This window comes from Rhodococcus sp. RCBS9, from assembly GCF_029457415.1.
GTDB lineage: Bacteria > Actinomycetota > Actinomycetes > Mycobacteriales > Mycobacteriaceae > Rhodococcus_F > Rhodococcus_F qingshengii.
In genome coordinates this window covers 942,029-968,498 of sequence record NZ_CP120422.1, presented here as the reverse complement: position 1 = coordinate 968,498, position 26,470 = coordinate 942,029, and the positions used below count along the sequence as shown (strand labels likewise).

At 62.5% G+C, this 26,470-nt stretch carries 25 protein-coding genes; 18 read left to right on the top strand and 7 right to left on the bottom strand.

The genetic code is table 11. The annotated features are described in order from the left end of the window. Window positions 1-41 precede the first annotated feature (41 nt). Genes P0M12_RS04540 through P0M12_RS04525 form a run of 4 tightly spaced genes read right to left on the bottom strand, consistent with a single transcriptional unit; the run spans window position 42 to window position 4,088 of the window. The gene (locus P0M12_RS04540; protein ID WP_277377481.1) at window positions 42-1,685 is read right to left on the bottom strand and encodes a long-chain-fatty-acid--CoA ligase; all 1,644 of its coding nucleotides are present in this window, start codon (window positions 1,683-1,685) and stop codon (window positions 42-44) included. Beyond that, window positions 1,682-2,737 (bottom strand): hypothetical protein, encoded by a 1,056-nt coding sequence (locus P0M12_RS04535; protein WP_064074012.1) that lies wholly within the window; start codon window positions 2,735-2,737, stop codon window positions 1,682-1,684. Before P0M12_RS04535 ends, P0M12_RS04540 begins: the two co-directional genes overlap by 4 nt. Then, window positions 2,734-3,504 carry an SDR family oxidoreductase gene (locus tag P0M12_RS04530; RefSeq protein ID WP_021345218.1) on the bottom strand — a complete coding sequence of 257 codons (771 nt, stop codon included), beginning with the start codon at window positions 3,502-3,504 and terminating at the stop codon, window positions 2,734-2,736. The genes P0M12_RS04535 and P0M12_RS04530 overlap by 4 nt, the downstream gene beginning before the upstream one ends. Then, entirely contained in the window at window positions 3,501-4,088 is a 588-nt protein-coding gene (locus P0M12_RS04525; RefSeq protein ID WP_042921371.1) for a nuclear transport factor 2 family protein, read from the bottom strand. Before P0M12_RS04525 ends, P0M12_RS04530 begins: the two co-directional genes overlap by 4 nt. A 114-nt stretch (window positions 4,089-4,202) precedes the next feature. Here P0M12_RS04525 and P0M12_RS04520 point away from each other — a divergent pair, with 114 nt between their 5' ends. The 9 genes from P0M12_RS04520 (at window position 4,203) to P0M12_RS04480 (ending at window position 13,027) form a co-directional block, all read left to right on the top strand. Then, the gene (locus P0M12_RS04520) at window positions 4,203-5,006 is read left to right on the top strand and encodes an ABC transporter ATP-binding protein (RefSeq protein ID WP_277377480.1); all 804 of its coding nucleotides are present in this window, start codon (window positions 4,203-4,205) and stop codon (window positions 5,004-5,006) included. Then, window positions 5,003-5,716 carry an ABC transporter ATP-binding protein gene (locus tag P0M12_RS04515; protein ID WP_003939931.1) on the top strand — a complete coding sequence of 238 codons (714 nt, stop codon included), beginning with the start codon at window positions 5,003-5,005 and terminating at the stop codon, window positions 5,714-5,716. Before P0M12_RS04520 ends, P0M12_RS04515 begins: the two co-directional genes overlap by 4 nt. A 3-nt stretch (window positions 5,717-5,719) precedes the next feature. Continuing rightward, window positions 5,720-6,616 (top strand): branched-chain amino acid ABC transporter permease, encoded by an 897-nt coding sequence (locus P0M12_RS04510; protein WP_003940241.1) that lies wholly within the window; start codon window positions 5,720-5,722, stop codon window positions 6,614-6,616. Then, on the top strand, window positions 6,613-7,701 hold the full coding sequence (locus P0M12_RS04505) for a branched-chain amino acid ABC transporter permease (protein WP_277377479.1): 1,089 nt from the start codon (window positions 6,613-6,615) through the stop codon (window positions 7,699-7,701). Before P0M12_RS04510 ends, P0M12_RS04505 begins: the two co-directional genes overlap by 4 nt. 58 nt (window positions 7,702-7,759) lie before the next feature. After that, entirely contained in the window at window positions 7,760-9,043 is a 1,284-nt protein-coding gene (locus P0M12_RS04500; RefSeq protein ID WP_003939841.1) for an ABC transporter substrate-binding protein, read from the top strand. Window positions 9,044-9,056: 13 nt separating this feature from the next. Then, window positions 9,057-10,778 carry a class I adenylate-forming enzyme family protein gene (locus P0M12_RS04495; RefSeq protein ID WP_277377478.1) on the top strand — a complete coding sequence of 574 codons (1,722 nt, stop codon included), beginning with the start codon at window positions 9,057-9,059 and terminating at the stop codon, window positions 10,776-10,778. Further along, complete coding sequence (locus tag P0M12_RS04490) at window positions 10,775-11,176, top strand: nuclear transport factor 2 family protein (protein WP_277377477.1); 402 nt, start codon at window positions 10,775-10,777, stop codon at window positions 11,174-11,176. The genes P0M12_RS04495 and P0M12_RS04490 overlap by 4 nt, the downstream gene beginning before the upstream one ends. Further along, window positions 11,157-12,161 carry an LLM class F420-dependent oxidoreductase gene (locus tag P0M12_RS04485; protein ID WP_228232790.1) on the top strand — a complete coding sequence of 335 codons (1,005 nt, stop codon included), beginning with the start codon at window positions 11,157-11,159 and terminating at the stop codon, window positions 12,159-12,161. Before P0M12_RS04490 ends, P0M12_RS04485 begins: the two co-directional genes overlap by 20 nt. Before the next feature lie 65 nt (window positions 12,162-12,226). Further along, entirely contained in the window at window positions 12,227-13,027 is an 801-nt protein-coding gene (locus P0M12_RS04480; protein WP_042451070.1) for a crotonase/enoyl-CoA hydratase family protein, read from the top strand. A 46-nt stretch (window positions 13,028-13,073) separates the two neighbouring features. On the opposite strand, the gene P0M12_RS04475 is transcribed toward P0M12_RS04480, so the two are convergent. Continuing rightward, window positions 13,074-14,375, bottom strand: a complete 1,302-nt coding sequence (locus tag P0M12_RS04475) for an MFS transporter (protein ID WP_007727683.1) — start codon at window positions 14,373-14,375, stop codon at window positions 13,074-13,076. A 267-nt stretch (window positions 14,376-14,642) separates the two neighbouring features. Beyond that, on the bottom strand, window positions 14,643-15,830 hold the full coding sequence (locus P0M12_RS04470; RefSeq protein WP_003946405.1) for an ROK family transcriptional regulator: 1,188 nt from the start codon (window positions 15,828-15,830) through the stop codon (window positions 14,643-14,645). A gap of 194 nt (window positions 15,831-16,024) precedes the next feature. Between P0M12_RS04470 and P0M12_RS04465 the strand changes: the two genes are divergently transcribed. The 3 genes from P0M12_RS04465 to xylB all read left to right on the top strand — a co-directional run bounded on the left by P0M12_RS04465 (window position 16,025) and on the right by xylB (window position 18,064). Then, on the top strand, window positions 16,025-16,255 hold the full coding sequence (locus tag P0M12_RS04465) for a DUF3263 domain-containing protein (RefSeq protein ID WP_030534904.1): 231 nt from the start codon (window positions 16,025-16,027) through the stop codon (window positions 16,253-16,255). A 69-nt stretch (window positions 16,256-16,324) separates the two neighbouring features. Further along, window positions 16,325-16,642 carry a WhiB family transcriptional regulator gene (locus tag P0M12_RS04460; protein ID WP_003946343.1) on the top strand — a complete coding sequence of 106 codons (318 nt, stop codon included), beginning with the start codon at window positions 16,325-16,327 and terminating at the stop codon, window positions 16,640-16,642. 24 nt (window positions 16,643-16,666) lie between these two features. After that, on the top strand, window positions 16,667-18,064 hold the full coding sequence (gene xylB / locus P0M12_RS04455) for a xylulokinase (RefSeq protein WP_047272588.1): 1,398 nt from the start codon (window positions 16,667-16,669) through the stop codon (window positions 18,062-18,064). Window positions 18,065-18,071: 7 nt separating this feature from the next. On the opposite strand, the gene P0M12_RS04450 is transcribed toward xylB, so the two are convergent. Next, complete coding sequence (locus tag P0M12_RS04450; RefSeq protein ID WP_047272587.1) at window positions 18,072-18,788, bottom strand: HAD-IA family hydrolase; 717 nt, start codon at window positions 18,786-18,788, stop codon at window positions 18,072-18,074. 142 nt (window positions 18,789-18,930) lie between these two features. Here P0M12_RS04450 and cycA point away from each other — a divergent pair, with 142 nt between their 5' ends. From cycA to P0M12_RS04420, 6 genes are all read left to right on the top strand, one after another. After that, entirely contained in the window at window positions 18,931-20,394 is a 1,464-nt protein-coding gene (gene cycA, locus P0M12_RS04445) for a D-serine/D-alanine/glycine transporter (protein ID WP_003946351.1), read from the top strand. Between the two features lie 122 nt (window positions 20,395-20,516). Then, window positions 20,517-21,287, top strand: coding sequence for a M23 family metallopeptidase (locus P0M12_RS04440; protein WP_003946431.1), 771 nt, complete (start codon window positions 20,517-20,519; stop codon window positions 21,285-21,287). A gap of 125 nt (window positions 21,288-21,412) precedes the next feature. After that, a complete protein-coding gene (locus P0M12_RS04435) occupies window positions 21,413-22,918 on the top strand; it encodes a glutamate-cysteine ligase family protein (protein ID WP_065351259.1) in 1,506 nt (501 codons plus the stop codon). Window positions 22,919-23,059: 141 nt separating this feature from the next. Further along, the gene (locus P0M12_RS04430; RefSeq protein WP_007727672.1) at window positions 23,060-23,953 is read left to right on the top strand and encodes a universal stress protein; all 894 of its coding nucleotides are present in this window, start codon (window positions 23,060-23,062) and stop codon (window positions 23,951-23,953) included. A 176-nt stretch (window positions 23,954-24,129) separates the two neighbouring features. Next, window positions 24,130-25,170, top strand: coding sequence for an LLM class F420-dependent oxidoreductase (locus tag P0M12_RS04425; protein ID WP_007727670.1), 1,041 nt, complete (start codon window positions 24,130-24,132; stop codon window positions 25,168-25,170). 358 nt (window positions 25,171-25,528) lie between these two features. Next, entirely contained in the window at window positions 25,529-26,422 is an 894-nt protein-coding gene (locus P0M12_RS04420) for a universal stress protein (protein ID WP_003946389.1), read from the top strand. The last annotated feature ends 48 nt before the right edge of the window (window positions 26,423-26,470 follow it).

Genomic DNA, 26,470 nt, shown 5'->3' with positions numbered 1-26,470 from the left:
CGATCGCTCGAAGCGACCGGCCCCGAATTCGTGTCATGGACTCAAGCGAAGTCCTGTCGCAAACGAGTCTTGAGCAGCTTCCCGCTAGCGTTGCGTGGCAGCTCCTCGATGAACCGAACTGCACTGGGGCACTTGAAGTGAGCCAGTCGCTCGCGTGACCACTCGATGATCTCCGCTTCGGTTGCATCCGAATCAGCAGCTCGAACGACTACGGCAAGGGGAGTCTCACCCCACCGATCGGAGTGAACGCCGACTACCGCCACCTCGCGGATGCCGGGGTGCCCGGAGAGAACACTCTCCACCTCGGCCGGATAGACGTTCTCACCGCCGGAGACGATCATGTCCTTGAGGCGGTCGTGGAGGTAGAGATAGCCGTCCTCGTCGAACGATCCGCCGTCTCCGGTGCGAAGCCAGTCACCGTCCAACATGGTGGCCGCAGTGGCTGCTTCGTTACGCCAGTAACGCTTCATGACGTGAGCGCCGCCGATGACGACCTCGCCGCGGGTACCGACCGGGACGTCTTCGAGCGTCACGGGATCGACGATGCGGATGGGCACTCCGAACATCGGCTGCCCGACGGACTTCAACCGATGCGCGGTCGACTCGTCGGTCGCCCGATGATCTTCCGGGGTCAGCATGGTGACGCCGCCGGTCGACTCGGTGAGTCCGTATGCCTGCAGGAAACTACACCCGAAGACCTCGGTCGCGTCTTGCAACAGGGGCAGTGGCATCGGCGCGGCTCCGTAGACCAGGAACTGCAGGGCACTCCAATCTGCCTCGCGCACAGCCGGAAGGGAGGTCAGGACGCTGATCACCGCGGGAACGGCGACCGCATGCGTGACTTTGTACTCCTGCATCAGCGCGACGAGTTCGAGAGGTCCGGCGATGGTCTCGAGCAGTAGAGCGCCACCGCCGAGCGTCGTGACCAGGGCGAGACCCAGTCCGGCCACATGGAAGAACGGAACCGGGCACATAGCCACGGAGTCGGTGTCGAGATCGAGCAGGTGATACATGGTGGCGAGGGCACGGCCGAGGTTGGCGCCGGTGAGTTCGATTCCCTTGGGGTGACCGGTGGTTCCCGACGAGTAGAAGATCAGCGCTGTGTCGTCGGGGCGGCGCGACGACCCCGGATCGTCGTCGCCGACACCGGAAAGCCAGTCGTTCCACGAGATCGAGTTTCCGGAACCGTCCACCGTGACGACGGTCCGGACGCTACCGACCGCCGCGGCGACGTCGGAGAGGCCCTCATCGCCTGCTCCGAGTACGACGACGGTCGGCTCGCTGTTGCTCAGGATGTAGCCGACCTCGCCCGGTGCCAGCCGATTGTTGACGGCCGTCAGAATCGAGCCCATCTTCGAAGATCCGTACAGGACGGAGAGGAAAGACGGTGCATTGGCCCCGATGTACGCCACCCGGTCGCCGGGTCGAACACCATCGCGCAGAAGTGCATTCGCGACACGATTTGTTTCGATGTCGAGTTCACGGAAACTGGTACGCCCGTCATCGGAGATGACGGCGGTGCTCTCCGGACTGGCAATCGCCCGGCTGCGCAGCAAGTCTTCCAGATTCTGCACGGGGCGACCGTCGGGCAGGAGCGCGTTCACGGAAGGTTCACGGACGGCAGGTTCACCGGTGGCAGGTTCACGGGTGGCAGTCGAACCTACGGCCGTCGGCTGAGTTGTCATGCTGAATGCTCCAATCTGAAGGGGGCAAAGACAGGGGGTTCGAAAATGCCGGCGGGAGCAGCGAGTACATGCTCGACGGCGCGTAGTGCCGGGCCTGCAGTGATGAACTGACCGGCTGTCGTGCGACTGTTCGGATCTTGTGGTTCGACCAGGTTGACGGTCATCACGATCTCGGGTTTGCCGAAGAGGTGGACTTCCCATTGGTCCCGTCCCGCGTATTCGTCGCGAGCAGGTTCCATGGTCCAGATGATGGCGAGGGTGAGGAACTGCTTTCCGTCGACCATTGCGTGCCAGCGCCATTCGGTGGTTCCGACGGTTCCCGCGGCGATGCGTCCGGCGGCGACGTCGAGATCCGTACGTGCCGGAACGACCCTGTGATCGGACACGACCTCGTCGTAGGTGACGCCCAGGCGCTCGCACATGAACGCGATGGTCTCGAGGTACAGCGACGCGTACAGCGAGGGCAACGGCCCGGTTCCGTCCAGTTCCTCCGGGGGCGAACCCATTCCCATGACGGTGAACGCGAAGTCGGGGTCAGGCATGCCGCGAGCGTCGAGCACCTCGTCGATCGTAATTCGGTCGAGTTCGATCGATGTTCCCGTCAGCGCCAACGCCAATCGCTCGCCGATGACACCTGGGCTCACGCCGACCCCGAAGAGCGTCGAATCGCCTTCCTTGCATGCTTGGGCGAACATGTGCTCGCGTTCGGTGCCGTGTGCGCGGGGGAAGTGCTGCCCGGCCGTCGTGATCACGTTGATCCCGGCGCGAAGCAGACGGCACAGATCGTCGTCGTGGCGTTCGTACGGAATCTGCAACCGCGGACTGTGGATGAGAACCTGTGGGCGCGAGCGGATGATCTCGTCCACGTCGCGTGTAGCGATCACCCCCGTCGGTGCTCGTCTGGCGATGTCACCGGCGTCTCGACCCGCCTTGGCGTCGCTGTACACGTAGAGGCCGACCAACTCGAGGTCGGGACGATCGATGATTCCGCGTAGCGCCGTCTTGCCGATGGCGCCGGTCGCCCACTGGGCAACACGAATCGGATCGCTCATGATCGGGTGGTCAGTTCGCCGGCGAAGAGGAGCTTGCCCAGTCCGCGTTCGTACCGAATCGGGTCGCGGGCCAGGCGCGCACGCGCGTCGATTGCCATGAAATCGGTGTCGCACGTCCACTCGCCGCGTTGCATGGCGGCGAGTCCGGTTGCCGCGATGTCGAGAGGGTTTTCCTTGTGGCCCTGAACATGTGACGCCATGCGGGTGTCGACGCTGCCGACGATCAACGACGTGACGGTGATGCCGTGCGGTTCGAGTTCGGCGCGAGCGATGCCGCCGAGCGACAGAGCAGCCGCCTTGGCCGGTGAATAGCCACCCATGAAGGCGGTCGGAGCGATTGCGGCCACCGACAGGACGTTGACTATCGATCCTCCGCCGCGGGCGGCGAGTACCGGCGCGAAGGCGCGGATCATCGTCAGAGGCCCGAAGTAGTTGACCTCCATCTCGGCTCGCGCAGCCGCTTGGTCGTAGGCCTCGATCAACCGATTCCCGGTGAACAGTCCGGCATTGTTGACGACCACTGTGGTGTCACCGCACTCCCTGGCCGCTGCATCGACGAGTCCTGGATCGGTCACGTCGAGTTCGACGATGTGCGCTCCGGTGGATCGCAGCTCGGCGGGCGCCTCGTCGGGATTTCTCACCCCTGCATAAATTTTGGCGGCACCCATCGACTTCGCCTGTTGGACGAAGGCCAAGCCGAGCCCTCGATTGGCGCCGGTGACGAGGACAGTCGCGCCCTCTATCGGCGTTCCGCGAAACCTTGTCACGAGTGCTCCTGTGTCTGCCGGGTGTAGATGAGGTCGTCGGGAAATTTCTTGCTCTTCTTCAAGGACGTTTCAGGCGCGAGCATCCCGAAGATCCAGCCTTCGGCTGTGGCCATGTCGTGGTTCCAGTCCCACCGCAGGGCGCGGTGGCGGATTCCCCACCTGCCGTCCTCGTAGCCGAAGCGGTCGATCAGGCGCGCCGAGGTGAGTGTGTCGGCTATGCCGTCCGAGTGCTTGATTCGTGCGAAGGCAAGCACGTAGGACTCGACGTGTGCTGTGTCCCCGTCGAGTTCGATCAGGACGTTGGTCATTGCGTGGGTGGTCAGTGACCGTGGGTGAGTGATGGCCCCGGCGATGTGGTCGATGTAGTCGTCGGCGGTGCCGGTGAAGACACCCCCGTGGTCTTCGGTTGCGCCGGGTAGATAACACCGCCTGGCGTCCTCGACGTCTCCGCGATCGGCAGCTCGGAGGAAACGAGCCAGAACCTCGTAGATTTCCTGCTTGGCGACGAGAGCGTCGACCGGGCTGTAGTCCCTGACGTCTGGGCCCCCGCCGCTGTCGACTGCGTGAATGTTGTTGGACCTCACGATGATGTCCCTTCTCGGCTCCGGATCGGGGGCCGCACGTTGACGGAGTGCCTCTGTTTACTGTAGTAATCTCTATCACACTGTTAATTGAAGTGTCACGAGGAGGTGAAACCAATGCTTGGAAACACACCACCCGCACAACCCGCGAATGACCCGGTCGTACTCACGCTCTCCGATGTATCGATCGAATTCGGCGGAGTCACGGCTCTCGACGTCGTCGGCTTCGACGTCCACGCCGGCCAGATCTGCGGACTCATCGGGCCGAACGGCGCTGGTAAGACCACGCTGTTCAACTGCATCACAAGGATTTACGAACCGAGTCGCGGTGTCATCACCTGGCAAGGAACCGACCTCTTGGGATTGCGGCCCTATGCATTGGCATCTGCAGGGATCGCTCGGACCTTCCAGAATCTCGCACTGTTCAGCGGCATGAGCGTCTTCGACAACACCATGGTCGGCGGATCGTCTCGGGGCCGCTTCGGACTGGCGAGCGGGGTTCTCGGCTGGCCTTCAGCGCGCGCCCGAGTCCGAGAACTGCGAGAGAAGGCCTGGTACCTGCTCGAACGCCTCGAACTCGTCGACGTCGCGAACGCGCCGGCAGCAGGCCTTCCGTTCGGAACACTCAAGCGCGTCGAACTGGCACGAGCATTGATGTCCGAGCCTTCGCTGCTTCTGCTCGACGAGCCCGCCGGCGGGCTCACACACAGCGAAGTCAAGGAGCTGGGAGAACTGATCGTCTCGCTCCGCGACGACTTCGGCTTCGGAGCGCTTCTGGTCGAACATCACATGGGATTGGTGCTGGGTATCTCCGATCACGTTGTCGCACTGAACTTCGGCCACAAGATCGCTGAAGGTACTCCGGCGGAGATCCAGCAGAACGACGCCGTGATCAATGCTTATCTGGGGCGAGCGGCATGAGCCTGCTGAGCGTCGATGATCTGCATGCCGGTTACGGGCGAGGCAATGTACTGCACGGGGTTTCGCTCGACGTGGAACCCGGCGGGGTCGCTGTCGTTCTCGGCGCGAACGGTGCCGGCAAGACCACCATGATGCGTGCGCTTGCCGGATTGATTCCGCACCAGGGAACGATCACCTTCAACGGTTCGCCGCTCGGATCCAAACCTGAACGCGCCGTGGCCGCCGGCGTCAGCCTTGTCCCACAGGGCCGTGGAACTCTCGGTCAACTGTCGGTACGTGACAACCTGCTCGTCGGCGCTGCGCTTCGCAACGACAAGGCGGAGATCGAGGCCGACATCGAGCGGTGGTGTGAGACATTTCCGGTGCTCGCGAGGAGGTCCACACAGTTGGCAGGTTCGCTGTCAGGCGGTGAACAGCAGATGCTCGCGGTCGCGCGGGCATTGATGAGCCGTCCCACCCTGCTTTTGTGCGACGAACCGAGCCTGGGTCTGGCGCCCATCGTCATCGCCGAATTGTTCGACACACTCGGTGCTATCAACCGGAGCGACGGAACTGCACTGCTGATCGTGGAACAGAATGCCGATCTCGCGATGAAACTCGCGTCGAAGGTCTTCCTGCTCGACGTAGGCACCATCGTCGCTGCCGGCACGCCCGAGGAATTTCGTTCCGACGACGTCGTGCGCAGCGCCTATCTCGGGTACCAGGAGTAAACGGTGACACTCTTTCTCGAACGACTCATCTCCGGATTGACCAACGGATCGATCTACGCAATTCTCGCGCTGGCACTCGTGGTGGTGTTCCGTGCCACCGGCACGATCAACTTCGCTCAGGGCGAGTTGGCCCTGTTCACAACCTTCGTGGCGTGGTGGCTCACAACGATGTCCTGGCCGATCTGGGCCGCGATCGGAGCGGCTCTCGCTCTCGGCTTCCTGCTCGGGGCGTTGATGGAGCGTCTGCTCATCCGGCCGGTTCAACGTAGAAGTGACATGGCAGTGCTGATAGTGGCACTGGGATTGTTCACCGGGCTCAACTCGTTGGCCGGAATGTTGTGGGGGAGCGAAACGAAGATCATGCCGAGCCCGTTTCCCAACGGTCCCACCGACTACATCTCGGTGGGCGGCGCGCGCGTGTACGGCGACGCACTGGGCGTACTGGTTGCGCTCGTTGTCCTACTTGTGTTGATGTCCTTGCTCTTTCGCAAGACGAGAGTCGGTCTGCACATGCGTGCCGTCGCGGACAATGCCGAATCTGCCACTCTCGCCGGAGTTCCGACCAGCCGGATACTCGCAATCGGCTGGGGTGTTGCGGCAGCGATCGGCGCACTGGCCGGTGTCCTGGTCACTCCGCTCTCGCCGCAACAACTCGGCCTCACGACCATGTTCCCGATCTTCATCGCAGCATCTGCGGCAGCGCTGTTCGGCGGTCTGGACAGTCTTGTCGGCGCAGTTGTGGGTGGGTTGACGATCGGTGTTCTGGAATCGATGCTCAGCGGCTACATTTCGGTCATCGGCGGTTCGCTGCAGCAGACATCCGCGCTACTGATCATCGTGGTGATCCTCTTCGTCAGACCCAATGGACTGTTCGGTACCAAGAAACTGGAGCGGGTATGACGACGCTTGCCGAGAGAAATGAACCCGCGGTCGCCGAAAAGGCAGTCAGGCGACCGCGCGTGGTGGTTGCCGGATCGACGTCGTACCGGATACTCCAACTGGTTCTGCTGGTGGCTGCCGTCTGTGCCCTGCTCCTCGTGTCGCAGAGCGCGCCGTTTCGCGTAGGGCAGTTCACGAGTGTCTTCATCATCGCGATTGCCATCGCCGGACTGAATATCGTCAGCGGGTACACCGGACTTCTGTCGATCGGCCATTCTGCCTTCTTCGGCCTCGGCGCGTACACGACCGGCGTTCTGATCGTCGATCGCGGATACTCGCCGTTGACCACAATCCCGATGGCAGTCGTATTGTGTTTCGTACTAGGACTTCTCGTCGGGCTTCCCTCCTTGCGGATCAAAGGGCTGTATCTGGCTCTCGTTACCCTCGCCGTCGCTGTGGCGTTTCCCGAAGTGATCCGCAAGACCGGGGATCTCACCGGTGGCGCGGCCGGCATGGTCGTTCGTGCGAATCTTCTGGTCCCGCCGAAATGGACGGGTTTGACCCGCGCGGACACCTATCACTGGATCTTCTGGGTTTCGGTAGTGACGCTGGCAGTGGTCATGCTCCTGATCCGCAATCTCGTCAAGAGTCGATTCGGTTTGGCAATGGTTGCGGTGCGCGACAACGAGATTGCGGCGAGTGCAAACGGCATCAACGTCGCGCGGGTCAAGATTCTCGCTTTCGGACTTTCCGGCGCGATCACCGGTCTGGCAGGTTCGCTGTTCACGATGTACATCGGCGCGCTCTCACCCGAGTCCTTTTCGTTGATGAAGTCGATCGAGTTCATCACCGGACTGGTGTTGGGCGGAATCGCAACGCAATTCGGCCCGATCGTCGGGGCGACGGCAGTGGTGTTCCTGCCGTACTACACCGGAAGCGTCACCGACGGCCCCGTGTCGGGAGTGGTGTTCGGCGCGGTACTGATCGCGATCGTGTTCTTGATGCCGGACGGAATCGTCGGCCGGATCAACAGCGTTCTCCGACGGTTTGTCCTCGTGGTTCCCGCAGATCATCCCAAGTATCGCGAAGGTGAACCCCGCACCTGAGCGCCGTCTCCCTCGCCCACTCTCGTTTCTCTCAACTCACAGCAAGGAACTGGACGATATGAAAAGGCAGACCACGATTCCCGCAGTCATCGCCGCTGCGGCACTACTCCTTTCGGCCTGCGGAGGTAACTCCGACGCAGAGAGCAACACGTCGACCTCGGCCGGAGCAGTATCGGTCGACGACTGCAGCGATCCCAGTGGTGCCGCGGCGCCGATCACCGACAAACTCACGGTGGGGTGGAGTGGGCCGACGTCCGGCCCGCTCGCCGACGCGGTCGGCAACGTGATCGAAGGAATGCGAGCACGGTTCGAGGTCGAGAACGCGGCCGGCGGCGTCGGCGGCGTCAAGCTCGACGTCGTGGTCAAGGACGATGCCTTCTCCCCGGAGCGCGCCAAAGCCAATGTCGGAGAGTTCATTCAGAAGGACAAGGTCGACGTTCTGGGCACGTTCGGAGCAGGCCAGTTGAACGCCATCGCGGACGACCAGACCACTGCCTGTGTTCCACTGCTCTTCGCGCAGGCAGGCATGCCCGAGTTCCGGGTGATCGAAGACTTTCCGTGGACCACGGAGTATCTACCGGATCCGGGCGTCGAGATGGAGGTAGTGGTCGAAAGCCTGAAGAAGAAGTATCCGAGCGGCGCCAAGGTTGCCTTGGCCACGAACCAGACCGAGTCCGGACAAGGGATCGCCAACGGCTTCAAGTCCGCGATCGAAGGAACGAACTTCGAGATCGCAGCCGAAGAGGCGCTGACCGACCCCAAGACGGCGGCATCGACCCTCAAAGCCAGTGGCGCCGAGGTATTGGTGGTGGCCGGTGTCACCACCGATTGCCTCGCGATCACCCAGGCGATCGGACGTGTCGGATGGAAGCCCGACACCGTGATTCAACCGTCGAACTGCGTCGACGGTGCGACGCTGTATGCGCCCGCCGGTGATGCTGCCGACGGGCAGCAGGTGATGGTGTGGCTCAAGGATCCCAACAACGCCCTCTACAAGGATGACGCGGCGGTACGTGACTACCTGGCCGGTGCGGCTGCTCACGGTGCCGATTCCCCGACCAACAGCTACACCGTGAATGGCTGGGCCATCGGTGACCTGTTGGTGGACAACTTCACTCGGGCCTCTGAGTCATCCGACGGACTCTCACGCGCCAGCATCATGAGTGCCGCACGAACGCAGGACTACCACCCGCCGATGTTCATCGACGGAATCAAATTCACGATGACCGCGGACCATGCATTGGGAATCCTGGCATTCCAGCCGTTCGAGTGGAACGCCGCTACCCAGGCGTTCGAGAAGCAAGGCGACGTGATCGACATTTCCGGCCGTTACGAGAACTGAAACGAGTACGCGAATGAACAAGGCACACAGGGGATTGCACCCTCGCGTCAAGGTGGACGAATACACCTCGAAGGGGTGGTGGTCCGACGAGACGATCGATCAGGTGTTCCGGGCGCAGGTGCGGGTACGCGGTGACGAACTTGCCGTGGTTGATCCGGCGAACCGGAGCGAGTTGTCCGGCGGAGATCCGCGACGCCTCAGTTGGAACCAACTGGAGAGCGAAGTCATCGCGCTCGCTGCCGGCTTCTCCGAGGTGGGTTTGGGCCGGGGAGATGTTCTGGGCGTGCAGATGCCCAATACCGTCGAATTGGTCGAGGTCTACCTTGCAGCGTGGTCTCTGGGGATCGTGGTCTCGCCATTGCCCATGCAGTACCGCGAACGTGAAGTGGAAGGAATGGCAAACCAGGCGGCGTTTGCAGCATTTGTCACCGTACCCAGTTTTGGTGACAGACTCCCTGCTACGGAGATCGCTGCAATCAGATCCCGGATTCCCTCTCTGAGATCGGTGTTCGCCTACGCTCCCGCATCCGAGCTTCCGGCCCAGTTGCCGGCCGGTGTCGTGGGGCTGAGTCCTCGGGCGGCCACCGAAACACAGCGCAGTGAATTGGATGTCCGAATCACCGAAGATCCCAACGACCCCAACGATGCGATGACGATCTGTTGGACCTCCGGGACCGAAAGCGAACCGAAGGGGGTCCCACGTTCGCACTACGAGTGGCTGGCCATCTGCTGGGCCACGATCGACGCTCCCGACATCGGCGTCGGCGACGTCTTGCTGAACCCGTTCCCGATGGTCAACATGGCCGGAATCAACGGAATGTTCCTGCCGTGGCTCCGCACGGGATGTGTACTGGTACAGCACCACCCGTTCGATCTTCGAGTTTTCCTCGGGCAGATCGAGGCCGAGCGCGTGACGTACACGGTAGCGCCGCCTGCGCTGTTGTGGATGCTGCTCGCCGACGAGTCGATGCTCGCGGCGGTCGACCTGTCGAGCTTGACTCGGATCGGTTCGGGTTCGGTGCCACTGCAACCTCCGATGGTCCGGGGATGGCAGGAGCGATACGGAATCGGAGTCATCAACTTCTTCGGATCCAACGAAGGCATCAGTCTGATCTCCTCGCCTGCGGACATGCCGGATCCGGACGACCGCGCACGGTACTTCCCCCGCTTCGGTGTCGAGAACTTTCGCTGGAGCACCAGAATCTCCGACTGGATGGACGTGCGCTTGGTCGACGTGGTCACCGGCGAGGACATCACCGAAGTCGGGCACCCGGGTGAGTTGCGAATCAGCGGACCGACGGTCTTTGCCGGCTATCTCGGCGATCGGCCGTCTCCGTTCGACGAGCGCGGATTCCTCTGCACCGGAGACATCTTCGAGATTGCCGGTGATCACGGGCAGTTTCTCCGCTACCTGGACCGGGGGAAGGACCTCGTGATCCGCGGCGGAATGAACATCGCCCCAGCCGAACTGGAGGGATTGATCGCCGAGCATCCGGCCGTTGCGGATGTGGCCGTCATCGGCGACCCCGACGAAGTACTCGGTGAGCGCGTCGCAGCAGTGGTGACACTTCGACCCGAGACGGAACTCGAACTCGATGCTCTGGTCGCGTTCCTGAAGGACAAGCGCATCGCGTCGTACAAACTTCCCGAGCGGCTGGAGATTCGGAAAGAACTGCCGCGCAATTCGACCGGAAAGATCCTCAAGCGTGAGCTTCGACAGAAGAGTGTGGCATGAGTGTGATGAACGACAGTGACAAGCTTGCGTTGGCGCGTGAGATGTTCCAGGCGTGGGACGTCATGGACTGGGCACGCGTCGTCGACCTGTTCGCCGAAGACGGTGTGCTCCACAGTGTGATGCAGGAACCTCTTGTCGGCAAGGAGGCTGTAGCGGGCCGAATTGCATTGCTGGCAAGCAAGTGTGAACGGATCACCCTGAAGATCGAGTCGCTCGGCGTGATCGACGGCAGGGTTTTTGTACAGCGAGTGGACGATTTCCATTTCGACGGGACCCACGGCGTCGTTCCTGTTGTCGGAATCCTCAGCATGGCAGACGGACGGATCACCGAGTGGCTCGAGTACTACGACCGTCCGACACTGTTGGAGGGAATGGGTCTTGTCTCCGACTTCGAGTAGAGGTTTGCCGACCATCGACATCTCCCTGGGGTTGTGGCAGGACCGTCCGCCGCGGGAGGTGACCACTACCGCGCGCCTCGCCGACAAACTGGGGTTCGGCCGAGTGTGGGTGGGGGAGATGGCGACGTACGACGCCTTTGCGCTGGCGACGTCGGTCGGCGTCGGCTTCGAGTACTCCGAACTGGTGGTCGGCCCACTCGCGGTGACGGTTCGTGATCCGGCGATGATCGCGATCGGGGCGGCGTCGGTGGCCGATCTCACCGGGCGCCACGTGTCGATCGCCTTGGGTACGTCCAGCACTGTCGTGGTCGAAAAATGGCATGGACGAAGCAGGTCCGGGGCAGCTCGGGCGCTCGCGGAGTCCGCCCGCGGTGTACGAGCGCTGATGGACGGTGAACGGGGCGAAGTCGCCGGAACGGTGATGCGGACCAGCGGATATCGGCTGCGACTTCAGCCGCCAGGTGGGAGGCTGATCGTTGCGGCATTCGGGGACAAGGCGCTTCGGGCCGCGGTGGAGTTGGGCGACGAACTGGTGCTCAATCTGGTCAGCCCGGAGCAAGCGGGGCGCCTGATCACACGGTGCAAGGAAATCGCTGCCGAGTTGGAAACCGGCATGCCTTTCGTGTCGGTGTGGGCACCGGCTGCCGTCGCCGAGAATGGACCGTCACAGGTGTCGATCGATCAACTTCGACGCGGGCTCGTACCGTATCTGGCTGCTCCGGGGTACTCGGACATGTTCGTCCGCGCGGGCTTCGCTGATGTGATCGAGGCAGCCAGGGCCGGGGCCGCGCCGCGCGAGCTCTTGAGCCAGGTCTCGGACGCGATGGTGGCAACGGTGGGAATCGTCGGGACTCCGGCCGATGCCCGCGAGCAACTCGAGGCGTACCGAGCGGCGGGAGTGGACTCCGTCGTGGCCGTGCCTTCATCCACTGATTCGGATCCTGCCGGCAAAGTGACCATGGAACTTCTTGCGGAGATGGCATGACGGACCCCCGACGAACTTACTCTCAGGTAAGTTCGTCGGGGGTATGTCTAACCGAAGGAGTAGCCGTGAGTGATCGCGTTCGTGTCGAGGTAGTGCAGTCGGTGGCGTACGTGACGCTCAGCCGACCGGAGAAACTCAACGGTCTCGATCTGGACATGCTCGACGCCCTGGTGGACGCCGCTCGAACTATCGAAGCTGATCGTTCGATCCGGGGCGTGATTCTTCAAGGCGCGGGTGACGCGTTCTCGGCCGGGTTGGACTTCGCCTCTGCGGGTAAGCAACCGAGGCGCATGGCGAAGGCCTTCGCGAAATTTCCCGGTCAGAAGACCAACCTCTTTCAACGCGCGTGCTGGGTGTGGCGCGAATTGCCCGTGCCGGTCATCGCGGTCGTTCACGGGCACTGCTTCGGTGGGGGACTGCAATTGGCGCTCGCCGCAGACTTTCGATTCACCACCCCCGATTGCACGTTCTCGGTGATGGAGGCGAAGTGGGGATTGATCCCCGACATGACCGGAACGGTCACGATGCGCGAACTCGCGGCAATGGACGTCGTGAAACGCCTCGCCATGACTGCTGAACTGTTCGACGGAAATCAGGCTCTCGAGTGGGGGTTCGTGAGCGGAGTCAGCGACAATCCGATCAAGCCGGCGCAGGAACTGCTGTCGCAGATCGCGGTTCGCTCGCCGGACGCCGTCGCAGCGACGAAGACGTTGCTGCACAAGACCTGGAACCGCTCGCCTCGCGGCGCGTTCTGGATCGAATCGCGGATCCAACTGGCGCTGATGCGAGGCAAGAACCACAAGATCGTGCGCACAGCGAATGCTGCGAAGAAGTTGCCGGAGTTCGCCTTTCGAAAGTTCGGCTGACAAACTCCGGCATCGCGACGCCGTTGGGCGTCCACATTCAGGTCGATTACACCATCAGGTCTCGTCCTGATCGATCCTTGATGAGCATCGTGGCGACGAACGAGACCGCGGCCAGCAGGGCGAGGTATATCGAGATGGCAAGGGTGCCACCGGTCTTGCCGAGGAGCCACTGTGCGACGGTGGGAGCAAAGGCGCCGCCGAAGATGGTGCCTACCGCGTAGGAGATCGACGCACCGCTGTAACGGATCGAAGCCGGGAACAGTTCGGCGAACAACGCGGGTTGAGGTCCGTACGACAGCCCGAGTCCGACCGAGAACAGGATCATCGCCACGTAGATCCAGCCGAGATTCCCGGTGTCGATGAGGAGGAAGAACGGCACCGCGAAGAGGACCATTGCGAGGTTGCCCACGTTCATCACCGTGGTGCGGCCGCGTCGATCCGACCAGTAGGCGCCGATCATGGTGAAAACGCCCCACGTGACGGCACTTGCGAGCGTGGCAATCAGTAGTTCGGTCTTACCCAGGCCATAGGTCTTGGTTGCGTACGCGACGATGAATCCGCCGATCACCATGTAGCCGTTGCCGTTTGTGCCGATGAAGGACAGCGCCGCGAGTACGACCTGCTTCGGGTGTTTCTTGAACAGAGTTCGGATAGGCGTGTTGCTCTCGGTGCGGCGTTCCTTGAGTTCGGCGAATACGGGTGACTCGCTGACCTTGCTTCGAATGTAGAAGCCGACGCCGATCAACACGACGCTGAGCAGGAACGGCACTCGCCATCCCCAGGTGGTGAACTGTTCGTCCGTGAGGGTGAACGTGCACAGTGCCAAAACGCCGGTGGCGAGCAACATTCCGAGCGGTACTCCCATCTGTACGAACGCTCCGAAGAATCCTCGACGCTTGGTGGGTGCGTGTTCGACGGCAAGAAGAGCGGCCCCGCCCCATTCGCCGCCCGTCGAGAATCCTTGGACGACGCGAAGCAGGATCAACAGGATCGGTGCCCAGATTCCGATCGATGCATACGTCGGCAGCACGCCGATGAGAACCGTCGCGGCACCCATCATCGCCAACGTCGCGACCAGGACACGTTTGCGGCCGAGCCTGTCGCCGAGATAGCCGGCCACGATGGCACCGAGAGGACGGAAGACAAAGCTGATGCCGACCGTGACGTAGGAGACGATCTGGCCTGCCGAGCCCATCGGCTTGAAGAACAGGTCGGCAAAGATCAGGGCTGCAGCTTGGGCGTAGATGAAGAAGTCGTACCACTCGACGGTGGTGCCGACCATCGACGCCATCGCGGCGCGGTCGTATTCCTTCGCGGCGGGCTTGGTGCCAGTTCTGGTTGTGGTCATCGAGCTACTTTCTGCCAGTCACGTGGTTCACCGACACGGTGAAACTGCGAAGTCGGAACAGTGGAGAAACGCTGTTCGATCTGCGACGTTGCCGGTGTGCTCGGTGCATGCTTTTGGCTGACTCGGAGCGTTCCTGCGCGATCTCATCGTCGATATCGACAACCGAATGATCGGTAGGTAATGAATTATGCAGAAGTGTGAGCGTCAACACAAGCGATGCCGGAAAAGTCTGATTGTTTGATGCGGAGCGTGCGAGAAGTCAGCGACTCACGTGTGGAGTGACGCCGCGATCCGCAGATCGATTTCCCTGGCGCTGAGCAGATGGTCGAGGACGAGAACCGCACAACCGAGGATGCCGGATTGTGCGCCGTGGCTGACCGAAGCGATCTGAAGCTTTCGGGTGGCAAGCGCCGTTGCGTTGCCGTAGACGGACTCCCGAAGCCCGGCGAGGAAGAGTTCGTCCGCCTCGGCCATGTCGCCGCCGATGATCAGGACCTCGGGATTGAGGAGATTGACCGCGCCGGAAATGACGTCGCCGATCAGTCGGCCGCTGCTTCTGATGAGCCGGCGGGCTTCGCTGTCGCCGTCCAGGGCGAGGCGGACGACATCACGCACGTGACCGACGCTTCGGCCCTGATCTCGGAGGGCGTGCACGAGAGCCCAACCGCTGGCGACAGTTTCGACGCAGCCGACGTCGCCGCAGCGACACTTCATGCCCCGCGCTGCAGCGGTTTTGGTATGCCCGATCTCGCCGGACGCTCCGAGTGAACCGCGTTGGAGGACTCCGCCCATGACGATTCCTGCGCCGAGGCCGGTTGACGCCTTGATCATCAGGAGGTTGGGCGCACTCTCGCGTCGCTCGCTCAATTCGGCCAGAGCCATCACGTTGGCATCGTTGTCCGCGAACAGCGGAGCCGTGGTCACCGATGCCAGATAGGGGGCAAGCGCGACTCCGTCCCACCCCGCCATCATCGGAGAGTCGAGGCTTGCTCCCGCGGCGACGTCGACCGTTCCGGGAATGCTCAGTCCGATTCCGATGACCTCGGTAGACGCGCGGTGGACCTGGGCCAGTAGTGACGAAAGATGCTCGGCAATTTCGGGCATCAGTTCGTCGGGGCCGACCCCGACCGACTTGTCGATGTCTTCTGCCGCGAGGATCGTGCCCGCCAGGTCGGTGACGGCAAGTTGTGCCCGCGATCGACCGATTGCCACGACGAGAACCACGCCGGACGAGTTCGCGAAGGTGAGAGTGGACGGCGGCCGGCCGCCCGTCGACGGGCCCTCGTCGTCATCGGCGATCAAACCAAGCGATTGAAGTGCTGCAACCCTGGCCGATACCGCCGTCCTGGACAGGCCGGTGAGCTTCCCGATCTCGCTGCGCGTGGTCGCGGAACCGCTGCGTATCAGCGTGAATACCTCTCCCGCGGTAGCCGGAGTCGTGGACGGTCGGGTCATTGTCCTATTCAAGCATTCCTCGTCGGTAACTTCAGCGTGCGAAAGTTCGCATACTTTGTCCACAAAAAGACGTAAGTAGGTCTTGTGAAAAAGCAGAAGTAGGCATAGTCTGTGTCTTGACTCACTGCCACGGGCGTCCGAGGAGACGAGTCGCAGTTTCTGTGAAGCAGGGCGCACAAACAGGGGAGAACCTGATGAGCCGCACGGATACACAAGAGATCGTCGAGTTCGCACGTAAGTGGCAGCAGTTCGACGGTGGACCTGACGAAGAGATCTTTGTAACCTTCGGCCTCGCCCCGGACGAGTATTTCCGCAGGCTGCAGGCAATTCTCGACGACGGCGTCGTAGCGCTGACTCCGCCGGTCACCGGCGAACTCGCAACGGTCTGTGCACATCGACTCGGCCAATCGGTCAGGCGTCGATAAGTCCGACCCGGCGTCAGCCCAGAGTCACCCGAATCCGTGTCACCCGAGTAAGGAATTGAGGTCGCCATCATGCACAAGCACCTTCCGATGCCGTACCCGACCGCCGAAGTGTGGGACTGGCAGCTGCAGGGAGCGTGCCGCGGGCACGATTCCGCGGTGTACTTCCATCCGGACGGCGAGCGTGGACACGCCCGCGAGAACCGTGAACGCAACGCCAAGAAGGTCTGCGCGACGTGCCCTGTACTCCAGCAGTGCCGCGAACACGCACTCTCCGTCCACGAGCCGTACGGCATCTGGGGTGGAATGACGGAGACCGAGCGCGCAGAATATGTGCGATCGCTGCGTAAGCGCAGCAACCGGATGCCCGCGGTCGCCAACGCGAGCTGACGGTCCTTCGGAAAGGACGCCAGTGTGACCCTCGTAGCCGGTATCGATTCGTCTACCCAGTCGTGCAAAGTCATTGTCCGTGATGCCGATTCGGGAGAGCTGGTACGAGAAGGGCGGGCGGCGCACCCCGTCGGTACCGAGATAGATCCGGCATGCTGGCTCGAGGCGATGGACAGTGCAATCGCCGCGGCGGGTGGGCTCGGCGACGTCGCAGCCGTATCGGTCGGAGCTCAACAGCACGGCATGGTGTGTCTGGACAGTGGCGGCGAGGTTGTCAGACCGGCGTTGCTGTGGAACGACACTCGGTCGGCGAAGGCTGCGACCGATCTGGTCGAAGAGTTCGGCGGACCCAAGGCGTGGGCCGACGCAGTTGGTGTAGTTCCGGTCGCCGCGGTCACGGCAAGCAAGCTTCGATGGCTGGCAGATCACGAACCCGGCAATGCCGATCGCACTGCCGCGGTGTGTCTTCCGCATGACTGGTTGTCCTGGAAGTTGGGTGGGTCCGGCTCGATCGAGGAGCTTGTTACCGACGCGGGCGACGCCAGTGGAACCGGCTATTATGCTGCCTCGACGCGCGAATATCGTAAAGATTTGCTGGCGTTGGCATTTCGCGGTCGAACCCCGCATGTTCCCCGAGTTGCATCGCCGAACGAAAAGATCGGAAGTACACGTTCCGGAGGTATTGTCGGGCCTGGCACCGGTGACAATGCCGCAGCCGCACTGGGTTTGGGAGCAGTTCCCGGTGACGTGATCATCTCGATCGGAACATCCGGCGTCGTCTCGGCTGTATCGGCCACCCCCACGCACGATCCCGGCGGGAACGTGGCAGGATTCGCGGACGCAACCGGCCTGCACTTGCCGCTGGTGTGCACTCTCAACGGCGCGCGCATTCTTGATGCGACGGCGTCCATTCTCGGTGTCGATCACGCCGAACTGTCGCGGTTGGCGTCGACGGCGCCCCTCGGAAACGACGGGCTGGTCATGATTCCGTACTTCGAGGGTGAACGGACGCCCAACCGCCCTGACGCCACGGGGGCCATGCACGGATTCCGGCTGCAGAACTCGACGCCTGCGCACTTTGCACGAGCCGCAATCGAAGGGCTCCTGTGCGGCTTGGCCGACGGCGTCGACGACCTGGTTCGTCAAGGCGTCGAGGTGAAGCGAGTTCTCCTCGTGGGAGGCGGAGCGAAGTCGCGCGCTCTCTGTGAGATCGCGCCGGCAATTCTCGGAGTGCCGGTCGTGATCCCTGCTCCGGGTGAGTACGTCGCCGAAGGGGCATGCAGGCAAGCAGCATGGGCACTGTCCGGGGACACGCAGCCGCCGGTGTGGCCGAAACCGGAAGAGCGACGATTCGACGCCGAACCAGCTCCCCACGTGCGCGAGCGCTACGCGTCGTTGCGCGAACTCACCGAAGGTGTCTGAGCGCTCCCTACAGAAGCCCGAACTTCCGCACTGCGTCGAGTAGCGCGTGCGGGCGTTCGGTCGTCGGCAGGGGATCGACGAGTGCGAACTGGCAACCGACGTCACGGGCAGCGCCGTCGGCGATGTCGCTGTCACCGACCATCAGAGTCTGCGCCGCATCCACATCGAGTTGTGCGAGGGCGTACTCGAAGATCGCCGGTTCAGGCTTGACTGCACCCACCTCGAACGAGAGAACGAACTCGTCGACCCAGACGTCCCAGCCGCGGTCGGCGAACGCCGGACGGATGTCGAAGGCGATGTTGCTCAAGACGGCAGTGCGTATGCCCTTCTCCGACAGTGACTTCAGGACCTCGCCGGTATCCGGGTACGGCGACCACTGATCCGGATCGACCAGCAGGGCGTAGAAAGCTTCGGCCCGAACCGGATCGGGCACCCCGGACTTACTCAACACGTCGAGGTAAGCCTGACGATGCAACTTCGGATCCCGGTCGCGGTTCTCCCACGCGTAGATCTCCGCTTCGTCCATCTCCACGGTTCTGCCCACCGGCGCGGTCATCCGACGCATCAGCTCGGCTTGAGCGTGCACGTCGAGCGGATCGCCTTGGTGATCGACGAGGTGCTCGGTCCAATCGTCGCTCTCCTCCAAACGGAAGAGGGTTCCGGAGAAATCGAACAGCGTCGCGGCGATATGTCCGTCTTGATGGGCCGTGCTGTCAGTGTTCACCTCGACAGGTTATCGGCGTCCGCTTTCCGATGCGTGATGTGAGCCAGTGCACGCGTACTTTGAGAGAGCACATTTTCCGAGGTTCCCCCGACGGGCACGATTTCGATGCCCCGGATGAACCGAACGACGAGGGGGATCCTCCGTGTCCGACCACGCGAATACACCAGACCTGACGAAGCCGTCCGGCGAAGACCCCCACCTCTCACGTCAGCTGTCCAACCGGCATATCCAGCTGATCGCCATCGGTGGTGCCATCGGCACCGGACTGTTCATGGGATCGGGCAAGACGATCTCGCTCGCCGGGCCTTCCGTGATCTTCGTGTACATGATCATCGGATTCATGCTCTTCTTCGTCATGCGGGCGATGGGGGAGCTGCTGCTCTCGAACATGGCGTACAAGTCGTTCTCCGACTTCGCCGCGGATCTGCTGGGCCCCTGGGCGGGATTCTTCACCGGCTGGACCTACTGGTTCTGCTGGATCGTCACCGGCATCGCGGACGTCATCGCGATTTCCGGGTACTTCAAGTACTGGTGGCCAGGGCTCGCGGCGTGGATTCCTGCTTTGCTGACGATCGCGGCGCTGTTGCTCCTCAATCTCCCGACCGTTCGCGCCTTCGGTGAAACCGAGTTCTGGTTCGCGCTGATCAAGATCATCGCCATCGTCAGCCTGATCGTCGTCGGCATCGTCATGGTCGTCTCCGGGTTCACGGCGCCGAACGGTGCCACCTCGGGTATCGACAACCTCTGGAACGACGGCGGGATGTTCCCGACCGGATTCATGGGCTTCGTCGCCGGCTTCCAGATCGCCGTGTTCGCCTTCGTGGGTATCGAGCTCGTCGGTACGACGGCAGCCGAGGCCAAGGACCCGGAGAAGAATCTGCCGAAGGCCATCAACTCCATCCCCATTCGTGTCCTGCTGTTCTACGTCGTTGCACTGACCGTGATCATCGCGGTGACTCCGTGGCGTGAAATCAGCGCAGACAAGAGTCCGTTCGTCGCCATGTTCACACTCGCCGGCCTCGGCATCGCTGCATCTGTCATCAACTTCGTCGTGCTGACCTCCGCGGCATCTTCGGCCAACTCGGGTATCTACTCCACCTCGCGCATGGTGTTCGGCCTTGCGCAGGAGGGCGACGCACCGAGGGCCCTCGGCAAGCTGAACTCACGCAAGGTCCCCGCGAACGCCCTGATGTTCTCGTGCATCTTCCTGCTGGCGTCGTTGATCCTGCTGTTCTCGGGCGATTCCGTGATCGAGGCCTTCACCGTCGTCACGACCATTTCGGCGCTGCTGTTCATGTTCGTATGGACGATCATCCTGGCGAGCTACATGGTGTACCGGAAGCGTCGTCCGCACCTGCACGAGGCGTCGAAGTTCAAGATGCCCGGCGGCATCGTGATGTGCTGGGTCGTGCTCGCGTTCTTCGTCTTCATTCTCTGGGCACTGACAACCAAGGACGACACCCTGCAGGCACTTCTCGTCACGCCGATCTGGTTCGTGGTTCTGGGCATCGCGTGGGCGATCATCCGGCGTCGACCCGCTCACCGGGCACGATACGACGCATTCAAGTCAGAACTGGACGCCAGCCGACAGAACGGCGACAAATAGTTTTGGTCAAGATCGGGTAACGGTGGCGGCCGCCTTGATCAAACTGTTACATTCTTCGGCAGACAGAGGAGCGGGCTTCATCAGAAGGACGCTGCACGCCGACGACTGACGGAGTACACACTGTGGGAAACCACCACCGCACGGGCAATGACGATGTTGTCTTCGAGATCGATCCCGAGGCAGCAAGCGGCCGCCACCGCACCCCGTCGGCTGGCCCTGGTGCCGGTGTCAAGGCAGGTGTCGTAGCTGCGGCTACCGGTGCACTCCTCGTCGGTGCAGGCCAGATGGGCGCAGGAACCGCTGCTGCGGCGCCGGCAACACAGACCATCGCCGGAATCGAAATCCCGCAGGGTCTGCTCCCCGAGGGCGTTGTCGTTCCGGCTGAATTGGCGGCACTTCCGGCTCTCGACATCCCCGAGCTTCCCGATTTTGCTGCCGACCTCAACACGCAGGCACAGCAGTTCCTCGCTGGGATCAACCCCGGCACCTCAGCTCGTACCGTGCAGCCGGTGTCCGGAACGCTGACCTCAACCTTCGGTTCGCGCTGGGGAGCACACCACGGCGGCCTCGACATCGCGGCTCCGATCGGTACGCCGATTCTGGCTGCAGCCGACGGCCAGGTCATCGACGCCGGCCCGGCGTCAGGTTTCGGCCTCTGGGTCCGCGTCCAGCACGACGACGGCACGGTCACCACGTACGGCCACGTCAACGACTACCAGGTCAACGTCGGCCAGCGCGTCAACGCCGGCCAGCAGATCGCCACCGTGGGTAACCGTGGCCAGTCCACCGGCCCGCACCTGCACTTCGAGGTTGCCGAGAACGGCGCAAAGGTCGATCCCGCAGCGTGGCTGCAGGCTCGCGGCGTAGCTGTCACCTGGGTCGACAACTCGTAGAAGAAACTTTCGGAGAACTGCGGTGGCGTCGGGAAATTCTTCCCGGTGCCACCGCAGTTCTCGTTTGTCGGTGACACCGGACGGATAGCCTTCAGTGACGTTGATCGTCGAAGGGGGAATGCGCAATGGGTGCAGAGGTCACGGCGCGAGAATTCACCAGAGCCGACCGTAGGCTCTTTCGTAAGAAGGTGCGCTCGTGCGTCGACGCCATGAAGCAGATGCTCGACGGTGGTGACTTCCGAGACGCCGTCGACAAGCCCGCTCCGCTGTTGGGCATGGAGATCGAGTTCAACCTCGTGACCGGCGACATGACGCCCGCGATGTCCAACCGTGAAGTGCTCGAATCCATCGACGACTCTGCGGTTTTCCAAACCGAGCTCGGACAGTTCAACGTCGAGATGAACGTCGAGCCCGGCCCACTCACCGGTGATGCAACTTTCGAATTGGAGAAGAAACTGCGGGCGTCCCTCGACGTCGCAGACGCGCGAATCCACGCGCACGACGCCGAGATGGTGATGATCGGGATGCTGCCGACACTGCAGCTCGAGCATCTCGATCGAGAGTGGATCACCGCCAACCCGCGCTACGAATTGCTCAACGAGCAAATTTTTGCCGCGCGAGGAGAGGACATCGAACTCGACGTCGAAGGTGTCGCGCTACCCGGCGGCGACGTGGAAACCCTTCGGGCCGACACCAATTCGGTGGTGCCGGAGGCGGCATGTACGTCCATGCAGTTGCACCTGCGCGTCGCGCCGGAAGAATTCGCAGCGCACTGGAATGCCGCGCAGTGTCTGGCCGGAGTACAGGTGGCGCTTGCGGCCAACTCTCCTTTCCTGGCAGGCAAGGCGCTTTGGCACGAATCACGCATTCCGATTTTCGAACAGGCAACGGACACCCGAACTTTCGAGCTCAAGAACCAAGGTGTGCGACCGCGAGTGTGGTTCGGTGAGCGGTGGATCCATTCGGTTCTCGACCTGTTCGAGGAGAATTCACGGTACTTCCCGGCGCTGCTCCCTGATGTCTCGGACACCGATCCGCTGGAAGTGCTCGCGGCGGGCGGGGTTCCGGAGTTGAGCGAGCTTCAGATGCACAACGGCACGGTCTATCGCTGGAATCGGCCCGTCTACGACTGCTCGGATGGCAAGCCGCACTTGCGTATCGAGAATCGGGTGCTGCCGGCCGGGCCGACCGTCGTCGACATCATGGCCAATGCGGCCTTCTACTACGGAACCGTTCGCGCATTGGTGAACGCGGAGCGGCCACTGTGGTCGCACATGTCGTTCCATGCGGCAGAAGAGAACCTGCACATCGGCGCCAAGTACGGACTCGACGCCACCCTGTACTGGCCGGAGATCGGTTGGGTCGGTGCCGACGAGTTGGTCCTGCGAAGGCTGCTGCCGTTGGCGGACGAGGGTTTGGCCGACTTCGGATTGTCCGCCGCGGCCCGCGATCGGTACCTCGGCGTGATCGAAGGGCGGTGCATGAATCGGCAGACCGGTGCCGCCTGGCAACGCGAGCAAGTGGCGCACGCGGAGGCCTCGGGCGCGGACCGCTCGACTGCGCTCACCGGAATGCTCCGCGGTTACGTGGAGAACATGCGGACGGGAGATCCTGTTCACACCTGGTCCTGATTGCTCTGCTAATTCTCCTATCCGTCAACAGTTTCGGGGACCTAAGTCCCCGAAATGAAGAGGGGGCGACCCCAAAAAAGCCGGACAAGTGGGATGGTTAGAGTGAAAGTGGCTCGGTTACTTCTTCAGGAAGGTGGGCACATGAGTTCACGCGAACATAACAGTGTTGTTGTCGGAGTCGAGGGTTCGGACACTGCGTCCACAGCGCTCCGCGAGGCCGCGAAAATCGCCGCCCAGCGCGAATTGCGACTCGACATCATCCACGCTCTCGACTTCGCGCCTTACGGTTTCGGCGGACCGTACGTCGACGCGGGTGGGGTGTACGAATGGGTCGAAGAGGCCGGAAAAGCGATCTTGGCAGAGGCGGAACAATTCGCCCGTGAGATCGATCCGAAACTCGAAGTTCACACCGAAATCGCCATCGGCAGCGCAACTCAGTGGCTGATCGAGAGTTCGGCACAGGCCAGGCGGGTCGTTGTCGGAGCGTCGGCGTCAGGCAAGGCGGCGACAGCAGTCCTCGGCAATACCGCGGTCGGTGTGGCCAGTCACGGCAAGTGTCCGGTCATCGTCGTTCGGGACCGCGATGGTGCGGTGCCCTCGGAAGGACCCGTAGTGGTCGGCGTCGACGGCAGCGCGTTGAGCGCCCAGGCCGTCGGTGCGGCTTTCGAGGAAGCGTCGTTCCGCGGAGTCGAGTTGGTGGCGTTGCACGTGTGGAGTGACCTCGGCAGTGCGGCATTCGAAGACCCGAGGGCCGCTGCGCTTGCCCCGCAGTCTCTCGAAGAGGAAGAGCACGCGGTACTCAGCGAGAGCTTGGCTGGATGGTCCGAGCAATACCCGGACGTGAAGGTCCGGCGCGAGGTATACCTCGACAACCCACGCGGACGGCTGTTGGACTGGTCGGCAAAAGCGCAGCTCGTCGTAGTCGGAAGCCGTGGTCGCGGTGGATTCCGCGGCATGTTGCTCGGCTCGACCAGCAACACCCTGATCGCTTCGGCCAAGTGCCCCGTCATGGTGGTTCGCCCCGAAGAATCCTGACCCTCGACAGGCTCTCCCACTGCCCCGTTCATTTCGGTCATCGAATATGAACGGGGTAGTCACATGAATGCGGACTCAGGTTCCGTAGTGTTCGATGTGAGTAAGTGTTCGATGGGAGTACCACTGCTCGTGTGCGCATCGCACACGGCAGCAATCGTCAGGATTGGGGTTACAACGTGCGTATCGGTATGGGTTTGAACTACAGCGGCGGGTTCGCCGAAACCGTCGAAGAGGTCGGTGACCTGGAGAAGGCGGGCCTCGACATCGCCTTCGTCCCGGAGGCGTATTCCTTCGACGCCGTCAGCCAGCTCGGTTACCTGGCGGCCAAGACGTCGACCATCGAACTCGCTTCGGGAATCTTTCAGATCTACACCCGTACGCCCTCGTTGACCGCCATGACGGCGGCGGGCCTGGACTTCGTCTCCAACGGTCGCTTCGTGATGGGACTGGGCGCTTCCGGACCGCAGGTGATCGAGGGGTTCCACGGCGTCAAGTACGACGCTCCGCTGGGACGCACACGTGAGGTCGTCGAGATCTGCCGTCAGGTTTGGCGCCGCGAGAAGGTCGAGTACCAGGGCAAGTACTACCAGGTTCCCCTCCCCGCCGAGAAGGGCACCGGACTCGGAAAGCCGCTCAAGCTGATCAATCATCCTGTGCGTGAGCGCATCCCGATCCTGATCGCTTCGCTCGGGCCCAAGAACGTCGAGCTGACGGCGGAGATCGCCGAAGGCTGGGAACCTATCTTCTTCCATCCGGAGAAGGCAGCAAGCGTGTGGGGTGAGCCGATCGCCAAGGGCAAGGCCAAGCGCGATCCGAGCCTCGGCGAGCTTCAGGTGTACGCGTCGCCGGCACTGGCCATCGGTGACGACGTCGACCACATGCTCGACTGGGTACGCCCGAGCCTTGCGCTCTACATCGGCGGCATGGGCGCCAAGGGCAAGAACTTCTACAACGATCTCGCGGTGCGCTACGGCTACGAAGAGGCCGCCGAGAAGATCCAGGATCTCTACCTCGCGGGCAAGAAGGACGAAGCCGCAGCAGCAGTGCCGGACGAACTGGTTCGCGCAGTGTCGTTGATCGGTCCCGAGAGCTACGTCAAGGAACGCGTCGCAGCCTTCGCCGAAGCCGGTGTCACGACGCTCAACGTCACGCCGTTGGCGGCCGACCGCAACGGCCGAGTGCAGCTGATCGAGAAGTTCCGCAAGATTTGTGACTGACCCTGCTGTGCGCCTTTATTAACCGCCGGCGGTTAACAAAGGCGCACAGCAGAGCAGGTGGTTCAGGATCTCCTGCGTACGAAACCCGATTTTGGGCGCTTGTTGACAGGACTTTTTTCACTTCTGACCGGTCGGGTTCTTCGCCTAACGTGGATCGAGTAGCCAGGGTTTGCGTGCGAATCCGGCACCGGTGGCCTCGTTGACGCCCGAAAGGGATGTTGGCGGGGCCGTTGCCGCAGTCCACCCGAACACCCAATGTCCGATTCGGGACTCGCGTCGGCTGATGAATCCTTTTTGCCGTCATTGGGCAATAGTGTGAGGGCGAAGAGATTCTGTGGTCGATTGTGGAGGGACGAACATGAGTGCAACCAAACCCGTCGTCGTAGCGGTAGACGGTTCGGAATCGGCGTCGTCGGCTGTCGTCTGGGCGGCGAGGACCGCGGTGGCGCTCGGTCGACCGCTCCACATCGCGACGGTGGTGCACATCCCAGCCTTCTACTACTCCGAGCCTTACCTCGCCGAGAGCTTCAAGGACGAACTGCGGCGCACTGCCACCGCTCGTCTGGACAGCGCACAGATTCTCGCGCGGCAAAGCATCGACGACGACCTCGAGATCGTCACCGAACTACTCGACGGCAGCGTCTCCGATCGCCTGATCGAATTGTCCAAGGGCGCGTACATCATTGCGCTCGGCCCTCGCGGGCACGGCGAATTCACCGGATTGGTCGTCGGTTCTGCGACGGTCTCGGTTGTCTCGCACGGCGAATCTCCGGTTGCAGTTGTCCGAGGACGGACGCTCGACGGTCGGCCGCCGACCGAGGGCCCCGTCGTCGTCGGTGTCGATGGATCCGAAAGCAGCATCGAGGCAGTCGAGCACGCTTTCGAGCAGGCCTCCGCGCGGGGCGCCACCTTGATCGCCGTCAACGTGTGGAGCGACGTGAGTGTGCAGCCCTCGTTGGGTGCCACCCCCGACGACCCCCTGTGGAGCAGCATCCAGACGGGTGAGGAAGTTGTCCTCGCCGAGCAATTGGCCGGATTCACCGAGCGTTACCCGGACGTCGTCGTCGAAAGAGTCGTCGCGCGTGACCGTCCGGTCCGAGTCCTGAGCGAATACGCGGAGACGGCGCAGTTGATAGTCGTCGGCAGTCGCGGGCGCGGCGGATTCGCAGGAATGCTCCTCGGATCGACCAGTCGGGCGCTCCTGCACACCGCGGATTGCCCGGTTCTCATCGTCCGGCACGTCAACAAGTGAAGAGAATGCATTCCATGAGTTCTGAGTCCACCGTCTCCGGTACCGTTC

Bases quoted from the DNA above. Each gene is read 5' to 3' on its own strand.
- P0M12_RS04540 (WP_277377481.1), bottom strand. From the start codon at position 1,685: ATGACAACTCAGCCGACGGCCGTAGGTTCGACTGCCACCCGTGAACCT.
- P0M12_RS04460 (WP_003946343.1), top strand. From the start codon at position 16,325: ATGCACAAGCACCTTCCGATGCCGTACCCGACCGCCGAAGTGTGGGAC.
- P0M12_RS04495 (WP_277377478.1), top strand. From the start codon at position 9,057: ATGAACAAGGCACACAGGGGATTGCACCCTCGCGTCAAGGTGGACGAA.
- P0M12_RS04515 (WP_003939931.1), top strand. From the start codon at position 5,003: ATGAGCCTGCTGAGCGTCGATGATCTGCATGCCGGTTACGGGCGAGGC.
- P0M12_RS04420 (WP_003946389.1), top strand. From the start codon at position 25,529: ATGAGTGCAACCAAACCCGTCGTCGTAGCGGTAGACGGTTCGGAATCG.
- P0M12_RS04430 (WP_007727672.1), top strand. From the start codon at position 23,060: ATGAGTTCACGCGAACATAACAGTGTTGTTGTCGGAGTCGAGGGTTCG.
- P0M12_RS04535 (WP_064074012.1), bottom strand. From the start codon at position 2,737: ATGAGCGATCCGATTCGTGTTGCCCAGTGGGCGACCGGCGCCATCGGC.
- P0M12_RS04470 (WP_003946405.1), bottom strand. From the start codon at position 15,830: ATGACCCGACCGTCCACGACTCCGGCTACCGCGGGAGAGGTATTCACG.
- P0M12_RS04520 (WP_277377480.1), top strand. From the start codon at position 4,203: ATGCTTGGAAACACACCACCCGCACAACCCGCGAATGACCCGGTCGTA.
- P0M12_RS04465 (WP_030534904.1), top strand. From the start codon at position 16,025: ATGAGCCGCACGGATACACAAGAGATCGTCGAGTTCGCACGTAAGTGG.
- P0M12_RS04490 (WP_277377477.1), top strand. From the start codon at position 10,775: ATGAGTGTGATGAACGACAGTGACAAGCTTGCGTTGGCGCGTGAGATG.
- P0M12_RS04500 (WP_003939841.1), top strand. From the start codon at position 7,760: ATGAAAAGGCAGACCACGATTCCCGCAGTCATCGCCGCTGCGGCACTA.
- P0M12_RS04435 (WP_065351259.1), top strand. From the start codon at position 21,413: ATGGGTGCAGAGGTCACGGCGCGAGAATTCACCAGAGCCGACCGTAGG.
- P0M12_RS04475 (WP_007727683.1), bottom strand. From the start codon at position 14,375: ATGACCACAACCAGAACTGGCACCAAGCCCGCCGCGAAGGAATACGAC.
- P0M12_RS04505 (WP_277377479.1), top strand. From the start codon at position 6,613: ATGACGACGCTTGCCGAGAGAAATGAACCCGCGGTCGCCGAAAAGGCA.